This is a genomic window from Acinetobacter corruptisaponis (assembly GCF_030053775.1).
Classification (GTDB): Bacteria; Pseudomonadota; Gammaproteobacteria; order Pseudomonadales; family Moraxellaceae; genus Acinetobacter; species Acinetobacter corruptisaponis.
On sequence record NZ_CP125669.1, the window covers coordinates 2,820,643 to 2,837,237 of the forward strand.

Genomic DNA, 16,595 nt, shown 5'->3' on the forward strand with positions numbered 1-16,595 from the left:
CAAGTTGATGACAGGCATCGCAAGATTATGCAAGAAATCATGGACCCAAAACTCGCAAAATAGCAGTTGTGGTCATTGAGTTTGGTTTAAAAGAGATGAATGCGCTGTTATATGCTTTGGTTGTGGTGATCTGGGGAACAACATGGATTGCGATTAGTCTGCAACAACAAAGTGGAATTTCGGTCAGTGTTGCGGTGTTCTGGCGTTTTTTTATTTCTGCAATAGTGTTATTTGTTTTCGTTGTATTAAGTCGAAAGTTGTGGAAACTGGCGATTCAGGATCATCTGTTTTGTATGTTGCAGGCCTGCTGCATTTTTGGTTTTAACTTCGTCTGCTTCTACTATGCGGTGCAATATATCAGTAGCGGTTTGGAAGCCGTGATTTTCTCCATGGCGGTGATTTTTAATACCATCAATGCCCGATTATTTTTCTCTCAGCAGGTTTCTTCACGGTTCTATCCTGCTGCTTTACTCGGTGTGTTGGGGATTATTGCCTTGTTCTGGCATGATGTGGCGGGCACCACTTTAAATCGCAATACCTTAATAGGTATTGGACTATGTATCCTAGGCACTTATGGTTTTTCTTTAGGGAATATGATCAGTACGCGCCATCAAAAACATGGGTTGGATATTTTTACCACCAATGCCTATGGCATGTTGTATGGCTCGCTTTTAATGGCCTTGATTTCATGGTTTAGGCAGGATGATTTTTTTCCAAGTATGCAGTTTAGTGCAATCAGTGCCTTACTCTATCTAGCGATCTTTGGTTCGGTGATTGGGTTTACTGCTTATTTTTATCTGGTTGGACGAATTGGGGCTGGTAAGGCAGCTTATAGTACTTTGCTATTTCCTTTGGTGGCTTTGCTTATTTCAACGATATGGGAGGATTACCATTGGCAAATGAATGCGGTGATCGGAGTAATTTTGATTTTATGTGGCAATGCGATTTTCTTTATCAAAGGTCCACACTCTAAGATGGTTCAAGCTTCTAAGTCGGTTTAAGTGAAAAAAGCTTAATGTTAAAGAAGTTTGATATACAAGAGGTCTCGATTCTTCTTATTTTGCTTCATGAGCATTTGCTCTCGTGACAGGTGGCATGGATGCCACCTTGTTAGACTGTGGTTTACAGGGATGTACCATCAGTCTAACAGAGGGGTTTTGTTACTTTTGCCCAGTCAAAAGTAAGGCAAATGTCTATACAAAAAACTTATGATGACTCATGGTTTATGAGACTGTGAGTGCTTCATTTAAAATAAAAATGATTTGATTCAACTGGTAAAACTTATCTGCTTGTGCATTTTACAGCTCAAGCAGAGGGCTATCGTAAGTTGCTTAATCTTGCTGCTTTGCCTGAATTGCCGTCAATGCAATGGTAAACACAATATCATCGACCAAAGCACCGCGAGACAAGTCATTCACTGGCTTGTTTAAACCTTGTAGCATTGGGCCAACACTGACGACATTGGCGGCACGCTGTACTGCTTTATAGGTGGTGTTCCCTGTATTTAGGTCAGGAAAAATAAACACATTGGCACGACCTGCAACTTGCGAGTCAGGTGCTTTCTGACGGCCAACACTTTCAACCGAAGCTGCGTCATATTGCAACGGACCATCAATCAGTAAGTCTGGTCGGCGTTGCTGTGCGATCTTGGTCGCTTCAGCGACTTTCTCAACATCTGCACCTGTACCAGACGTTCCTGTTGAATAACTAATCATGGCGATACGTGGGTCAAGACCAAAGGCTTTGGCTGAGTCTGCGGATTGAATCGCAATTTCGGCAAGCTGTTCCGCATTTGGATCAGGGTTGATCGCACAGTCACCATAGACATACACTTCATCAGGCAACAGCATAAAGAAAATTGATGAGACCAGTGAGTAATTCGGTGCGGTCTTAATGAGTTGAAATGCAGGTCTTACAGTATTGGCTGTGGTATGAATCGCCCCTGAAACCAGACCATCCACTTGATTCAGTGCTAGCATCATGGTGCCCAGTACGACCGTATCCTGTAATTGTGCTTTGGCCTGCAACGCATCCAGCTTGCCTCTGCGTAACTCAACCATTGGCTCAATGTATTGATCACGGATGCTGTCTGGGTCAATGATCTGTAGATCAGCAGGCAGTTGAATCCCACGTGCCTTGGCAACCTCGGCAACAGACTCTGGTTTTGCCAACAGGATACATTGGGCAATACCACGGGTCTGGCAAATCACAGCAGCCTGTACGGTACGCGGTTCATCACCCTCTGGAAGCACGATACGTTTTTTCGCTGCAATTGACTTCTGTACCAGCTCATAGCGGAAAGCTGATGGAGAAAGGCGGGGATGCAGGTTGTTCTGGGTATGTTGATCCAGCCAGTTATTGTCAATATGGCTTGAAACAAAACGGGTAACCTGCTCAGCGCGTTCAGTATCATCAATTGGAATTTCATTGCCAAAACGATTTAAGCGTTGTGCTGTTTCCAGTGTATCAAGTGAAGTATGCAGAATTGGCAAACCTTGCTTAATTGCACTTTGGCAAAATTCTAAAACATTGTCTGAGGGCGGGGCCTGTTCAGTTAAAACCAATCCTGCCAATGGCGTACCATTGCTACTGGCGAGACTGGCTGCAAGCAGGGTATCGGTACGCTGTGAGGCACTGATGATCAGCTCACCCGCAATAAACTTGTGCAGTTCAGATTCAATATTTGAGGCAATCAGGCTGGTATGTAAAATACGGCGCTGTTTTGCTTCGCCCTGATGCAGCCATGTTCCCTCAACAATTGCTGCAATGTCCAAACTACGTGGCACACTGAGGATATTGCTGAATGGAACCAGACCGATAATGGGCAACTCATCTGTTCCCATAAAGCGGTTATAACGTTGCAGCTCTAATGAAAATTCGGTAATTTGCTGATCCAGACGCAGGCTTGGGTCAAGTGTGACAGGAATTTCAGCCGTGCCGTCAGGAAGTCCCTTGGTTCGCATGAACAGGACCCCTGTGGTCCGCGTCGAGGCTGCGCCGCCAAACTGGCGTAGATGGGCATCAACTCTTTCCGCTGTCTTGCGTGGATCAGCAAGATCAGCGGTACTAACCAAAACTACCTGGGCATCCAGCGCCTGCGCAAGCGCTGCATTGATTTCACTGGCAAAATGGTCTTGTCCATTCGGAACCAGCCCCTCGACAATAATTACATCATGATCAACCGCAATCTGGCGATGCAACGCAACTGCTTCTTCGAGCAATTCATCTGTCTCACCTAATGCAATCAGTTGAGTCAATCTTTCATAAGTAATCGGCTCAACTGAATGATGCTGGAATAGATGACGATACAGGGTGGTGGTGCGGTCAACCGTTGCATCTGAAATTTGTGAAAATGGTTTTAAGAAACCTGCATTGATCCCTTTACAGTCCAGTGCGTAAATCATGCCTAAGCAGGCAGAGGTTAAACCAACACCCTCGCCTGTAGGGATCAGTAAAATTGTGTTCATAATGACCTTGGTATTATCTAAATATGATTGTTTAAGCTATTTGTGCAAGTACCTGACGAGTCTCTTTGGCGATACGACCCTCTTCATCAGTTGGAATCACCCAGATTTGTGGGCCAGTTCCTGCGTCAATACGTCCCTCTGTGCCACGGGCCAAAGTATCATTGTTTTCCTTGCTGAATTGCAGGCCAAAATGAGGCAGGTAAGCGAGCGTTTTTTCACGCACATAGGCAGAATTTTCACCAATGCCGCCAGTGAACACCAATCCATCTAAACGCGGCAGGCCACAACTTAAGGCGGATAATGATTTTGCCAGACGATAACAGAATACCTCGATGGCTAGGGTTGCATCCTCATGACCTTTTTCAGAGGCTTCCACCAGTGTACGCATATCATTGGATAAACCTGACAGACCAAGTAGACCACTTTCCTTGTTGAGCATGTTGTCGATTTTTTGAATGTCCCAACCCAGATTGTTTGCTAGGAATAAATGCAGGCTTGGATCAACATCACCGCTTCGGGTTCCCATCACCACACCTTCCAGTGGCGTTAGACCCATTGATGTATCAATACTCTGACCATTCCATACCGCACAGGTTGAGCTGCCATTGCCCAAATGCGCACTGAGCCAGCCCCCCTGATTTTTCTGTCCTGCCAGCTCGCTGGCACGTTCAGTCACATAGGCATGACTGGTGCCATGAAAACCGTAACGGCGTACCTGATGTTCAGTATATAAGAATTGTGGAATTGCGTAGCGGTAGGCATGTTCAGGCATGGTTTGATGGAAAGCCGTATCAAACACCGCCACTTGGGGAAGTTGAGGGAACAGGCTCATGGTTGCCTCAATTCCAATCAGGTTGGCTGGATTATGTAGCGGTGCCAGTGGAATGGCATCACGAATACGGTCAATGGTTTGCTGGGTGAGGCGTTCTGCCTGGGTGATGTTGCCACCATGCACCACACGGTGACCAATCGCCTGGGGGTTATAGTTGGCTAAGCGTTCAAGTAAGGTCTCAAGTGCCTTGGCGTGATCTGCATAGGGAATGGAAAGTTCAAGCGCCTCACCCCCCACAGTGATGCCCTTGATCCGCGCATCCGCGGCGCCCAGATTTTCTGCCAAACCATAGATACGATCTTCACGGCGTTCCGAGATCAGTGCATATTTGATGGATGATGAACCACAGTTAATTACAAGTACAGATATAGCCACGTTTGAACACCTAACAGGTTTTAATTTTATAAACGAATACTTTTGATTTTGCTGCAATGCATGGGGCAGTAGAATCAAGCGCAATGTTTTAACATGGGAGGCCGTATTGACGAAAATAGACTTTAGCCTATACGACTGATTTATAAGTGAAACAAATTGATATTTCAGTATAGTATGCAAATAAAAAGTTATTTGGGGTGATCTGTTTGTTTTGCTACAGTTTTTTGTATGAAAATATATAAAAACACGATAAAGATCAAATAAATGAGCTTTATCGTGCCGAAAATTAAACCGATAGAACCAGTTTACTGGCGAATTTGACCATCACCGAAAACAATCCATTTCTGTGAGGTCAGGCCTTCCAGACCGACTGGACCACGGGCATGGATTTTGTCGGTCGAAATCCCGATTTCCGCACCAAGACCATATTCGAAGCCATCGGCAAAACGGGTTGAGGCATTGATCATCACTGAGCTGGAGTCAACACGCGCCAGAAACTCACGCGCCAGACTAAAGTTTTCGGTAATAATCGCATCGGTATGGTGTGAGCCATATTGATTGATATGCTCAATCGCCTCATCCATACCACTCACCACCTTAACTGCAAGAATCGGCCCCAGATACTCTGTATACCAGTCTTCCTCAGTCGCGGTTTTGACAGATTCACCCAGAATGCGCTGGGTTTCTGGACAGCCACGAAGCTCAACCTGTTTTTCCGCATAAAGCTCAGCAATGCGGGGCAGGAATTCTTCAGCAATCGCCTCATCAACCAACAGGGTTTCCATGGCATTACATACACCATAACGGTGTGTTTTTGCATTCAAGGCGATTGGCAAGGCTTTTTGCAGGTCAGCCTGTGCCTCAACAAAGATATGGCAGTTGCCATCCAGATGCTTGATCACAGGAATGCGCGCTTCATTGCTGATGCGTTCAATCAGGCTTTTTCCACCACGTGGTACAATCACGTCAACATATTCATTCATGGTGATCAGGTGTCCAACAGCGGCGCGGTCAGGTGTGTCAATCACCTGTACGGCATGTTCAGGCAGGCCTGAAACCTGTAGGCCATGCTGAATGGCGGCTGCGATCGCCTTGTTCGATTCCAGCGCCTCAGAGCCACCACGCAGGATAATCGCGTTACCTGATTTTAGCGCCAATGATGCTGCCTCAAGTGTCACATTGGGACGTGACTCATAAATCATTCCAATCACGCCAAGCGGCACCCGCATTTTACCCAACTGGATACCAGACGGACGGTAGGCCATATCAGTGATCTCACCAATCGGGTCAACCAATGCGATGACATCCTTTAGGCCCTGTAACATGCCTTTAAAACGGGCAGGGGTCAGTTCCAGACGGTCAAGCAGGGCGCTGTCCAGTTGGCGTTGACGACCATTTTCCATATCAATCTGGTTGGCTGCTAAAATTTGTGCTTGATTATTTTCCAAGGCAGTATAAATTGCAGACAAGGCATGATTTTTCAAATGTGTCGATGCACTGACTAAAATACGGGACGCTTTACGCGCCTGTATCCCGACCTGCTGCATATAAGTTTGAATAGAGTCTTGCATAGCATTTTGATGATTGCATGTATTTATAAAGATAGTAACAGTCAAATGCGGAACAATGAATAGCCTGAACTGACTAATTCACAAATTATAAACTGTTATGTTGCGCGGGTATTTTTGCTGAAATGCGATGAATATGTTGAATTTAAAGGCATGACTACATATTTTGCAAAAGATTGTTGAATTAAACAAGATAAATGGTTAAGGAAATCATTGCGTATAAAACATGCATTTGTATAGAATGAAAATGTATAGGATAAATGTAATACAAATTTTATAAATTTGTTAACTTGCAAGTTGAAATCGTCAAAAATGAGACTCTTGCATCAAAAAAATAAACAAGGATGGAGGAAGGATATGAATTCCATTATCCAAATGGACTCGGATTTAAACCACACCTACACTGGGTTTGGTTTTTTCGACATTTACAATAAAAACAGTTTTAAACAACCAGCGCGTGCTACATGGATAGATGGTTGGAAAATTGAATATATGGCGATTGCTGATCCTAAAACGATCTACAACACGCCAATTGTAATTGTCGGAGGCGCATTTCAGAACTTTAACTCTTATAAGTATTGTGTTGAGCAACTCTTTGAGAGTGGTCCTGTCATTTTGATTGATTTACCTTCAATGGGCGCAAATCAACAGATTCGCAATGTGGATACTGGTGAATCCGCAGCAGTGCTGGAATTGCCTGACTTATCAAAAATGCTGGGTCAATGGCTTGATATTGTTGGAATCGACAAGGTTTCAGTGATGGGAATGTCATTGGGTTCAGTGGTCGCTTCTTCATTTGCATATCAACGTCCAGAACTGGTGGATCGTATGGTGCTGATGGGCGTGATGCAAAAGACCCGTAAAAGCTGGCGCATGCTGCTTGAGGAGTCACTACACCTGATGCGTGAAGACCGCATGGAGGAGTTTGGGCAGGCGGTTATTTTGTATCTGGTCAACCACGCCAAGCTGGACAAGACACGTATGTCACCAACAGCCAAGCGCCTGTTCTTCAGGCAGATGGCTGATTTCACCACAACTGAGCGCGAGCGCTATGAAATCAACTGCAACCGTTTACTGCGCCTAAGCGATGTGCCTGTCGCACAGTGTAAGACACTGGTTGCCGCTGGGCAGTATGACAGTTTTACCCTGCCGCATGAAAACGCCGACTTTGCCTTGCAGTGTGAAGACATGCAGTTTGCCCTGATCGCCAATGCCGACCATGTGCCACAGTTGCAGCGCCGTAAAGAAACCATGAATTTGTTTACGACATTCCTGAAAGGTGAATCCATCGATAACCTTGATGGCATCATTAGCATGACGCGCGAGCAAATGAAGCAGATTGAACGCCGTGGTGAAGAGCGTATCCCTGTTTTACAGCCAGAAAGCAAGCTTAGCCACCGTCATCTGGATAGCGAAGCGCCAGTCACAATTGTTGATATCACGTTCTTTGGGGTGTACCTAAAACTTCACCAACTTGAGCAGCTTGATTTTGTTAGCCAGTATCCACGTGATTTAGCCTTGCATTTAGCTGATGAAGAGGGCGAGTTTAAAATTGAATGTTTAATCTTTGATGCCACCGAGCAAGGTCTACGCATCTTGTTTAAACATGGTAGTTTTGAGATTGCTGACCGTTTAACCCGTTTTATTGAGCGTCAGAAACTGGCTAATTAATGCGTAAAAACGTGTAGGAAAGTTAAAAAAGAGAAGTGGTGTATTCCACTTCTCTTTTTTGTAGAGATTATTTATTGGTTGCCTGAATTGTCCAGACCAGATCACCCAAGTGCTGCTGACTGTTTTGCAGGGAAATTTGATCAAAAAACTGTTTGGGCTGTAGAACCTCTACCTGTTTAAAGCCAGCTTCATGAAAAAACTGTTCGACTTCAACAGGAGTCTGAAAGTGGAAACTAAAGGCACTACGGGACATCCACTTCAATAAACGGCTGCTATTCCAGATGATGGTGGCGAGTTTATTTTGGGTCGGTTCTGGATAAAGGTCAGTTAAATAATGCAATTCTTTAAAGTCTTTGCCATAGGTAGCAATGGCTTTAATCAGTTGTTGCAATAATGGTTTCTCAAAATAGTTAATCAAACCCTCGCTAATCACCACCAATGGACGTTGAGGATCAAATACCTGAAAGGCGGAAGCGAACGCATCTGTGAATAAATCGACTGAAAGCACCTCATCAGTTTCGCTTTCAATTTGTTGCAGTGCCGCCTGTTTAGTCGCAGCCATGTCAGGCAAGTCAAGTTCACGGTAAGTAATGTCTGGATAATGCTGTCTAAACCACCATCCACGCGGGGAGAGTCCGCAGGCAATCTCAAGCACCTGTAAATCAGGATGCTGCTGAATTAGGGACTGCAAATGGGTGTCGAGCATGGTGTGGCGTTGTTTTAGCGTGGTACGCATACTGCCACCCACATATTTCTCTGCCCAGCTTTCAATTGGATGAACTAGGGCGGCAAGCGTTTTCCCCTTTGCTGTCGCCAACGCTGGATGAGAAATTCCCATTTGATACCAGATATAGCCTGTGTAATGTGCAGTAAATGAAATATGGCGATGTTTTGAAAGTTGTTGTGTCATCTGTCCTAGACTCTGTTGTCCTTGAAAAATCCCCCTCTTTTTGGCTAGGAGTGTCAAGTCTTTATAAGACCTCCCTCTAAATCTCCCTCCTGGAAAGAGGGAGACTTCCACAAATCCAATAACTTATATGATTCGTGATGTTCCCTCTCCTTTGAGGAGAGGGTTAGGGAGAGGTCAAAAACAAGTGGAAACTTAGACTTTGACACCCTTACTTTGAAAAATGGGGGCTTAAAATATTAAATAAATCATGATATTGCTGGTTTTTTCATTTAATGTAATATAAAGGGGAATATCAACCTTTTATAGCATTAAAAATCTTCTATCAACTTAAAACGAATTCTTAAAGTCTTCAATGACTTTTCTGACGTTTTGCCAGTTTTCATCTAAAGTTAGTGTCGTACCGATCTGAATCTCTGGAATTTTACCGCGCATACGCTCCAATCGTTGCTGGTTTGGTAAGGCAAGGTTTTGAATGCCATCCAGCGCGGTACATGCTGCCGCACGGTCGTTGCAGACCAGACCCATATCACAACCCGCGCTTAATGCAGCCTGAATCCGCGCATCCGCACCGCCCGCCACACATGCAGCCTGCATACTCAGGTCATCCGAGAATAAAACCCCATCAAACCTGAGCTGCTGGCGCAAGACATTTTGCAGCCAGAAAGGAGAGAAGCCTGCTGGGTTGGGATCAACCTGATCATAGATCACATGGGCTGGCATCAATGCATCCAACTGAGGCATCAACTGAATAAAGCTTTGCATATCCTTGTCATAAATTTCCTGATAGCGACGGCTGTCAATTGCCGCCGCCACATGCGAGTCTGCCTTGACTGAACCATGTCCTGGAAAATGTTTGCCAGTGGTTGCCATGCCTGCTTTTTTCATGCCCTGCATAAATGCACCTGCCAGCGGCATGATATCCTGCATATTTTTGGCAAAACCACGATCCCCAATCACATCGCTAATATCGTTCAAGTCCAAAACAGGCGCAAAGCTAAAATCAATCCCCACCGCAAGCACTTCAGTTGCCATTAACCAGCCACATTGTTCAGCCAGTTCAATTGCCTGCTGCGGGCTGTGCAGATAATGCTCTCCAAGTCGTCCCATCGCTGGAAGCAAGGTAAAACCCTGTCTTAAACGTTGTACACGGCCACCTTCCTGATCAACGGCAATCAGGATGTCAGGGCGCACCTGCCGCATATGGTCTGTCAATGCACGGACCTGTTGAGGCGATTCAATATTTCGGGCAAATAAAATCATGCCGCCGACTTGCGGAGCCTGTAATAGTTCAATATCTTCTTGGGTAAGTTCTGTGCCAGCAATATCCAGCATCAATGCGCCGATCATAGTGATTCCGTTTGAATTTTGATATAAATATTAGGGTCTGTTTATACTTCACAGATGCTTGCGACAGAGGATATTTTTTAGCTGATACAAGGCATGTTTTGCGAAATTTAGCTCTCCTAAATGAGCAAAACATAACGCAGTAACGGCAAAAAATATCCCTGTCCCACAGGGTTATGGCTAAAACTGCCTCAAACTTCGTTATGAAACTGGACAAGGGAGTCGCCATTGTCTGCGTTTCATGCCTTGTTTGCGTGGTTTTAGCCGATAACGCAAGCATGGTTGAAATATCAACAGACCCTCTGGATAAATTGTGCAATGATTTGCTACATTTTGTCAGTACAGAATATGATAAAACGACATGATATTGATGAATAAGTTATACGGGTTGCCAAGATGTTGAATGAATGGCATTCATATTGACATTGTCCCTGTGTAATAATTGCCATATCCAAGGAAGCACCAAAATTTTATGAAACTTCAAATGATAGCGTGTGCGGTTGCAATTGCGACTGGTGGTTTATTTTTCTCTCATACCATAAATGAGGCATTTGCGGCGACAGAAGCTCCAGTAGTTTCAACAACGATCAAGCCATCACAAGAACAAGCATTGGTCTCGCGTCAGTTGGCAACATTGGTTGACCGTCAGCATTACTTGAACATGCGTCTGGATGCGGCCACCTCAAACCGTATTCTGGATATGTATCTGGACAGCCTTGATCCAGACCATTCGCTGTTTCTCAGTGGTGAGGTTGAAGAATATAAGAATAAGTACGGCTCAACCTTTGGTAGCTCATTGAAAGCAGGCAACTTAACAGGGCCTTTTGCCATTCATGCGCAATATCGTGAGCGTTTGAAACAGTTTTACGAATACATGCTGGCTGAACTCAAGAAACCACAGAATCTGCATCAGAAAGATGTGTATCTTGATATTGACCGTGAAAAGGCACCTTATTTCAAAACAACTGCTGAGCAACAGCGTCATTGGCAGGGCATGCTGGTGTCACAGTTGATTAACCTGACCATCAGTAAGGAAGAGGAACAGGCCAAGCAAAAGGCGTTAAAGGCCAATCCATCGCTTGCCAATGGTCAGGACCTGACAGGGCCTGAAGACTTAACCCCTGTTCAGACACTGACCAAGCGTTATACACGTCAGCTAGAGCGTATTGGTCGTGTAAAAAGTGATGATGTGCTGGATAAAACATTGAATGCAATGTTGGCAACCTATGATCCACACAGTAATTATTATCCACCGATTGATGCGATGGAACTGAACCGCCAGACCACCTTGCAGCTTGAGGGGATTGGCGTTTCGATTCGTCCTGAACGTGGCAATGAGGACTACACCAAGATCGAAACCATCGTTGAGGGTGGTCCAGCCAGTAAATCTGGTCAAGTGAAGTCGGGAGATCGCATTATTGGGGTTGCCCAGGATGGCGATAAAATGGTCGATGTCATCGGCTGGCCTAGTTCTGAGATTGTGGGGCTGATTCGTGGTAAACGTGGTACCAAAGTCACGGTACGCTTGCTGGGTGCTGGCGCAGCCATGAGTCAGGCGCGTAATGTCACACTGACACGTGATGTGATTCAGGAAGAGGATGCTGGTGTTCGTTCACGTACCGTTGAAATCACGCGTGATGGCAAGAAGCATGTCTTTGGTGTGATTGAGATACCATCATTCTATTTTGACTATCGTTCACGCCGTGCTGGCACTGAGTATCGTTCAGTGTCTGAAGATACTGCAAAAGCATTTGAAGAACTGAAAGCCAAGAAAGTCGAAGGCATTATGGTTGACTTGCGTAATGACCCAGGTGGTTCTCTGGAAGAGGTTGCCCGTATGCTGGGGCAGGTGATTAAGTCAGGCCCAGTGGTTCAGATCCGTGATGGCAATGGCAACGTCAATGTGTTTGAAGACACCGATGGCGGTGAACAGATTTATGCTGGACCAATGGCGGTATTGGTGAACCTGGCCTCTGCTTCGGCAAGTGAAATCTATTCTGCGGCGATTCAGGACTATGAACGCGGCATCATCATTGGCAGTACCACCACAGGCAAGGGAACCGCTCAGGTTCAGCTGGATTCTCTGGCACATGGTCAGGCAACGCTGACCCAGCGTAAGTTCTATCGTGTTACAGGGGGCAGTACCCAGAATAAAGGCGTGATTCCTGATATTCGACTGGTGGATATCTACAATGAGGAGTTTGGTGAGCGTAAGGCCAAAAATGCATTGAAGTGGGACACCATTCCAACAGCGCCATTCAAGCGTGAAGGTTCGGTACAGCCTTATGTGGCTAAACTTAACCAGACCTCTGAACAGCGTGTTGCGACAGACCCGCAGTTCAAGTATTTGGAGACACGCAAAACGCTTGCCAAGAAGACCGCTGATGAGAAGAAAGTGGTACTGGATATCGACCAGCGTCGTGCTGAACTGGTTGATCTGGAAAAGCAAACGCTGGATGCTGAAAATCAACGCCGAGCCGCAACAGGGCAGCCGCCTTATGCAAACTGGGAAAGCTACCAGGCCTCTATTGATGCCTTGGTTGAGTCACGTGCCAAGATGAAAGCTCATCTGCGTCCGCCTTTACCAGAGGAAGAGGCATTTATTACCGAAGCGGCAAATGTGCTGCTGGACTATGCCGCATTGCAAGGCCGTTAAATTTTAGATTTTGCTGTTAAAAAATAGCCCTGTCATGCAGGGCTATTTTTTATTGTTTAAATTTTAATTGACTCGAATCCAGATTTGGCTGCGCCCCAATACAGAAACCCCGACATAGCCACGTAAATGCAGGCGTTGTCCATTTGTACTGAGTTTTGCAGTCAGGCTATATACACGGCCACTGTTTGGGTCGAGAATTCGCCCGCCTGTATAGGTGAGGTCTTTCTTGTGTTTAAGCTTGGTAATTGCATTTAAACCCAGAATTGGTTTGTTGGTATAAGGGGCAGGGCAGCCCGTACAGAACTCTTTCGGTGTGTAACCTGTACGTGGAGTGATTTTGGTGATTTTGCCTGTATAGGTGCCATCCGCTTCCTGGGTAATTTCGACCTGACCTTTAGGTGCGCCCGTGAGGTCATCAATACTTTGCCAAATACCAGTAATATCTTGAGCAAAGGCCAGTTGGCTAAGACCAAATAGGACAAAAAAGGTAACGAGTTTTGAGTACATGCTTAAGCCTCCTTGCTGCCTATCACTGTCTTTCTATTATTTCGGATTTCTAATAATAGATTCAATCATTATTTTACAATTGTTCACTTTTTTAATAATTGAAATTTCAACGAATTTTTGAGGGCGTAATAAAAAAGCCACCTCGGTTTGAATGACAACGAAGCGGCTTTTTTTGATTAAACCGTGATCAAAAATGATCAAATATAAGATGGTGGGTGCATTACAGCATCATGGTTTATTCGGCGCGAATCCAGATCTGGTTGCGGCCTAATGCAGATACACCGAGATAACCGCGCAAGTGCAGGCGTTTACCATTTGCGCTTAACTTGGCTTTCATACTGTAGATTTTGCCTGTATTGGGATCAAGAATACGGCCATTGGTATAGTTAAGACCATCTGTAGACTTTAGACCTGTCACTACATCCAGGCCAACAATAGGCTTGTTGGTATAAGGCGCTGGGCAGTCTACACAGGTTTCCTTTGGTGTATAGCCTGCGCGTGGGGTGACTTTGACGATTTTGCCCACATAGGTATCATTTTCTTTACGAATCTCAACGAGTCCTTTGGGTGCGCCTGTTTTGTCATCAATCGTTTGCCAAAGACCCGTAATGTCTTCCGCAAAAGAAAAGCTACTGACTGCTGATAAGAGTAATGCACCTATAAGTTGTTTGCCCATCATCATTAAAAATCCTTTTAACGTTTGAAACTCCATTATGTAGGATATTTGACAACTAGTTCAATCTTTATGTGATATTTGCGGCAAATTTTAAGACAAAGACAAAATAAAGGTGGGTAGCCAAATGGCTGTAAACACGCCATTGACTGCCATACCAAATGCGGCATAGCGACCTGTGACAGGGCCACGCTGCCATGCCTGTGCCGTGCCAATGGCATGGGCAGCCAGACCGAGCGCCAGGCCAGAAGCACGTTCATCATGGATATGTTTTAATATCCACGGTGAAAATGCCGCTCCAATTACACCTGATAAAATCACAATCAGTGAAACCATCATCAACGGGGCATGTAGCAGTGTGGCAATGTTAAGTGCAATCGGTGTGGTCACCGCACGTGTGGCAAAGGCCATGATGGTCGGTTCAGACATATGCAGCAGATACGCCAGTCCCATTGGCAGGGCAACCGCACTGATGCTGGCAAAACATAAAATTCCAATCATGGACTTGATGGGTAAATCATCATAACGCATGGCAGCCAAAGGAATGGCTAGGGCAACCGTGACATAACCAAGCAAGTGGTTAAACACATCATTGACGTTGTTCATGTAGTGTTCATAGGGAATGCCGAGAACTGCCAACAAGCCAATGACGATGAACATGGCAAACACAATGAGGGGAATTTGTGGAACCCTTTTATTCAGTGGTTTTGCAAGCAGATAGCTGATCAGGGTGATCACGAAGCCATAAATAACCATCAACATAAACAACGACCTCTATAACCAGCGTTTTGCCATTTTGGCATAAATCCATAATGGCAATAAGGTGCTTAGGGTGAGCACAAACAGAAACACAGGAATTTCCTTGCCCAGATGAACCAGCATGATCAGGGAGCCTGCACAAATCGGCAGAAACGCAAATGCACTTTCTTTCATGATCTTGTTGTTGGTATCAATCAGGCGGTTGGAGATTTTTCTAAACCTCCTCCAGATCAGCAGGGTGGTGAGTAGCGCAATCAAACCCACCAGATTGCCCAGTTCAGGGTGATGAAAGGCTGTGGTGATCAGGACGGCACCCTCACGAAATACGATAATCAATAAAATCGTGCAAAACCAGGCTGCCCAATCAATATCTTTCATGTGCTTTTTTACTCTCGTCTATCTGAACGATGGGTGATCGCAATTATAGTGATGAATGGTCTTCCCGTTCAAATTCTTCCAAAGGCCGTTCAAACAAGGAAGCTTTTTTTCCAAGAATTTCGTCTAATGGTAAATGTGCCTGTTTAATGAGCTGCTCCAGCTTATGCGGGGCAATACAGACTGACAGGTGCAGGTCGCCGTGATCATCATGGTGTTCAGACTGAATTACGTTTAGGGTATAGAGCTGGGTGCGCAGTTTACCGTAGGCAGGTTTTAGTACAAGGTCAAAGTGTTGTAGCTGCCCCATTAAACATTGTTGTACCGCCTGGCTTAGGAATTCCAAGCCTTGTCTTGAATGTGCTGAAACATAAACACGATCTGGTAGGTCTGGTGCCTTATATATGATTTTTGCGGCATCACCGCTCAGGTCGATTTTATTATAGACATGCAGAATCGGGGCATCGGCACCAATTTCCTTAAGCACAGACTCCACCGCTTCAATCTGCTCAGTCATGTTGGGACTGCTGCTGTCAATCACATGCAGCAGCAAGGTTGCTTCCAGCGTTTCTTCCAAAGTGGCCTTGAATGACTCGACCAGATCGTGCTGCAAGTTTCGAACGAATCCAACCGTATCCGCCAGAACAACTGTACCTATGCCATCCCAGTCCAAACGCCGTAAGGTGGGGTCTAGGGTTGCGAACAGTTGGTCGGCAGCATAAACGTCACTTTTTGCCAAGATGTTAAATAAGGTTGATTTTCCCGCATTGGTATATCCCACCAGTGAAATGGTTGGAATCGCCGCTTTCTGACGCGCGGCGCGGCCTTGCAGACGGGTTTGCTGAACCTTGACCAGTTTTTCCTTGAGTTGGGTAATGCGTACCCGAATCAGTCGGCGGTCTGTTTCCAGTTGTGATTCACCTGGACCACGTAGACCAATGCCCCCTTTTTGCTGTTCCAGATTGCCCGTAAAGCCACGAATCAGACGGGTGGACAAATGTTTAAGCTGGGCCAGTTCGACCTGTAACTTCCCCTCATGGGTGCGGGCGCGTAAGGCGAAAATATCCAGAATTAAACCTGTACGGTCAATCACCCGACATTTCAGCACCCGTTCCAGATTGCGTTCCTGGGCAGGGGAGAGTGAGTGGTCAAAAATCACCAGTTCAGCTTCAAGGTCTTTGACCAGTTCCGCAATTTCATCAACCTTACCTGAACCAATAAAGAATTTAGGGTCAGGCTTGTTGCGTTGCACGGAAATATGTTCAAGGATTTCAGCACCAGCGGATTGAGCGAGCAATCGGAACTCTTCAGCATCCAGGTCATCAAGCAGTTGTACAGCCACACTGACTAAAATTGCCCGTTCACCACCTTGATGCTGCTCGAAATTTTCCACGCGATCTCATATCCTGAGTATTGAAGTCTTATTCTAGAATAAACTTAAAGCAAAGGGCAAAGACT

The 16,595-nt window shown here is 45.5% G+C and carries 13 protein-coding genes; 3 read left to right on the top strand and 10 right to left on the bottom strand.

All coding sequences use genetic code 11. From position 1 onward, the window contains the following. The first annotated feature begins 95 nt into the window (after positions 1-95). The gene (locus QLH32_RS13465) at positions 96-1,001 is read left to right on the top strand and encodes a DMT family transporter (RefSeq protein WP_283266606.1); all 906 of its coding nucleotides are present in this window, start codon (positions 96-98) and stop codon (positions 999-1,001) included. A gap of 330 nt (positions 1,002-1,331) precedes the next feature. Here the strand turns inward: QLH32_RS13465 and pta are convergent, their stop codons facing one another. From pta to QLH32_RS13480, 3 genes are all read right to left on the bottom strand, one after another. Then, positions 1,332-3,467, bottom strand: a complete 2,136-nt coding sequence (gene pta, locus QLH32_RS13470; RefSeq protein WP_283266607.1) for a phosphate acetyltransferase — start codon at positions 3,465-3,467, stop codon at positions 1,332-1,334. Positions 3,468-3,498: 31 nt separating this feature from the next. Continuing rightward, positions 3,499-4,674 carry an acetate/propionate family kinase gene (locus QLH32_RS13475; protein ID WP_283266608.1) on the bottom strand — a complete coding sequence of 392 codons (1,176 nt, stop codon included), beginning with the start codon at positions 4,672-4,674 and terminating at the stop codon, positions 3,499-3,501. Positions 4,675-4,979: 305 nt separating this feature from the next. After that, positions 4,980-6,245 carry a glutamate-5-semialdehyde dehydrogenase gene (locus QLH32_RS13480; protein ID WP_283266609.1) on the bottom strand — a complete coding sequence of 422 codons (1,266 nt, stop codon included), beginning with the start codon at positions 6,243-6,245 and terminating at the stop codon, positions 4,980-4,982. Between the two features lie 354 nt (positions 6,246-6,599). On the opposite strand from QLH32_RS13480, the gene QLH32_RS13485 reads away from it, so the two are divergent. Next, positions 6,600-7,913, top strand: a complete 1,314-nt coding sequence (locus tag QLH32_RS13485; protein ID WP_283266610.1) for an alpha/beta fold hydrolase — start codon at positions 6,600-6,602, stop codon at positions 7,911-7,913. 67 nt (positions 7,914-7,980) lie between these two features. Here the strand turns inward: QLH32_RS13485 and QLH32_RS13490 are convergent, their stop codons facing one another. Both QLH32_RS13490 and nagZ read right to left on the bottom strand, forming a co-directional pair. Continuing rightward, positions 7,981-8,823 carry a class I SAM-dependent methyltransferase gene (locus QLH32_RS13490; protein ID WP_283266611.1) on the bottom strand — a complete coding sequence of 281 codons (843 nt, stop codon included), beginning with the start codon at positions 8,821-8,823 and terminating at the stop codon, positions 7,981-7,983. A gap of 327 nt (positions 8,824-9,150) precedes the next feature. Continuing rightward, on the bottom strand, positions 9,151-10,170 hold the full coding sequence (nagZ, locus tag QLH32_RS13495; protein WP_267980606.1) for a beta-N-acetylhexosaminidase: 1,020 nt from the start codon (positions 10,168-10,170) through the stop codon (positions 9,151-9,153). 469 nt (positions 10,171-10,639) lie between these two features. Here nagZ and QLH32_RS13500 point away from each other — a divergent pair, with 469 nt between their 5' ends. Then, entirely contained in the window at positions 10,640-12,823 is a 2,184-nt protein-coding gene (locus QLH32_RS13500) for a carboxy terminal-processing peptidase (RefSeq protein ID WP_283266612.1), read from the top strand. 63 nt (positions 12,824-12,886) lie between these two features. Here QLH32_RS13500 and QLH32_RS13505 read toward each other — a convergent pair whose 3' ends face one another. The 5 genes from QLH32_RS13505 to hflX form a co-directional block, all read right to left on the bottom strand. After that, positions 12,887-13,330, bottom strand: coding sequence for a DUF2147 domain-containing protein (locus QLH32_RS13505; protein ID WP_283266613.1), 444 nt, complete (start codon positions 13,328-13,330; stop codon positions 12,887-12,889). A gap of 235 nt (positions 13,331-13,565) precedes the next feature. Beyond that, positions 13,566-14,006, bottom strand: coding sequence for a DUF2147 domain-containing protein (locus QLH32_RS13510; protein WP_267980869.1), 441 nt, complete (start codon positions 14,004-14,006; stop codon positions 13,566-13,568). A 90-nt stretch (positions 14,007-14,096) separates the two neighbouring features. After that, positions 14,097-14,765 carry an LrgB family protein gene (locus tag QLH32_RS13515; protein WP_283266614.1) on the bottom strand — a complete coding sequence of 223 codons (669 nt, stop codon included), beginning with the start codon at positions 14,763-14,765 and terminating at the stop codon, positions 14,097-14,099. A 12-nt stretch (positions 14,766-14,777) separates the two neighbouring features. Beyond that, entirely contained in the window at positions 14,778-15,140 is a 363-nt protein-coding gene (locus QLH32_RS13520) for a hypothetical protein (protein ID WP_283266615.1), read from the bottom strand. Between the two features lie 43 nt (positions 15,141-15,183). Beyond that, complete coding sequence (gene hflX, locus QLH32_RS13525) at positions 15,184-16,530, bottom strand: ribosome rescue GTPase HflX (protein ID WP_283266616.1); 1,347 nt, start codon at positions 16,528-16,530, stop codon at positions 15,184-15,186. Positions 16,531-16,595: the final 65 nt, after the last annotated feature.

Coding starts and splice junctions, on each gene's coding strand:
- QLH32_RS13490 (WP_283266611.1), bottom strand. CDS start 8,823: ATGACACAACAACTTTCAAAACATCGCCATATTTCATTTACTGCACAT.
- QLH32_RS13485 (WP_283266610.1), top strand. CDS start 6,600: ATGAATTCCATTATCCAAATGGACTCGGATTTAAACCACACCTACACT.
- QLH32_RS13505 (WP_283266613.1), bottom strand. CDS start 13,330: ATGTACTCAAAACTCGTTACCTTTTTTGTCCTATTTGGTCTTAGCCAA.
- QLH32_RS13515 (WP_283266614.1), bottom strand. CDS start 14,765: ATGTTGATGGTTATTTATGGCTTCGTGATCACCCTGATCAGCTATCTG.
- QLH32_RS13500 (WP_283266612.1), top strand. CDS start 10,640: ATGAAACTTCAAATGATAGCGTGTGCGGTTGCAATTGCGACTGGTGGT.
- QLH32_RS13465 (WP_283266606.1), top strand. CDS start 96: ATGAATGCGCTGTTATATGCTTTGGTTGTGGTGATCTGGGGAACAACA.
- QLH32_RS13510 (WP_267980869.1), bottom strand. CDS start 14,006: ATGGGCAAACAACTTATAGGTGCATTACTCTTATCAGCAGTCAGTAGC.
- nagZ (WP_267980606.1), bottom strand. CDS start 10,170: ATGATCGGCGCATTGATGCTGGATATTGCTGGCACAGAACTTACCCAA.
- pta (WP_283266607.1), bottom strand. CDS start 3,467: ATGAACACAATTTTACTGATCCCTACAGGCGAGGGTGTTGGTTTAACC.
- QLH32_RS13520 (WP_283266615.1), bottom strand. CDS start 15,140: ATGAAAGATATTGATTGGGCAGCCTGGTTTTGCACGATTTTATTGATT.
- QLH32_RS13480 (WP_283266609.1), bottom strand. CDS start 6,245: ATGCAAGACTCTATTCAAACTTATATGCAGCAGGTCGGGATACAGGCG.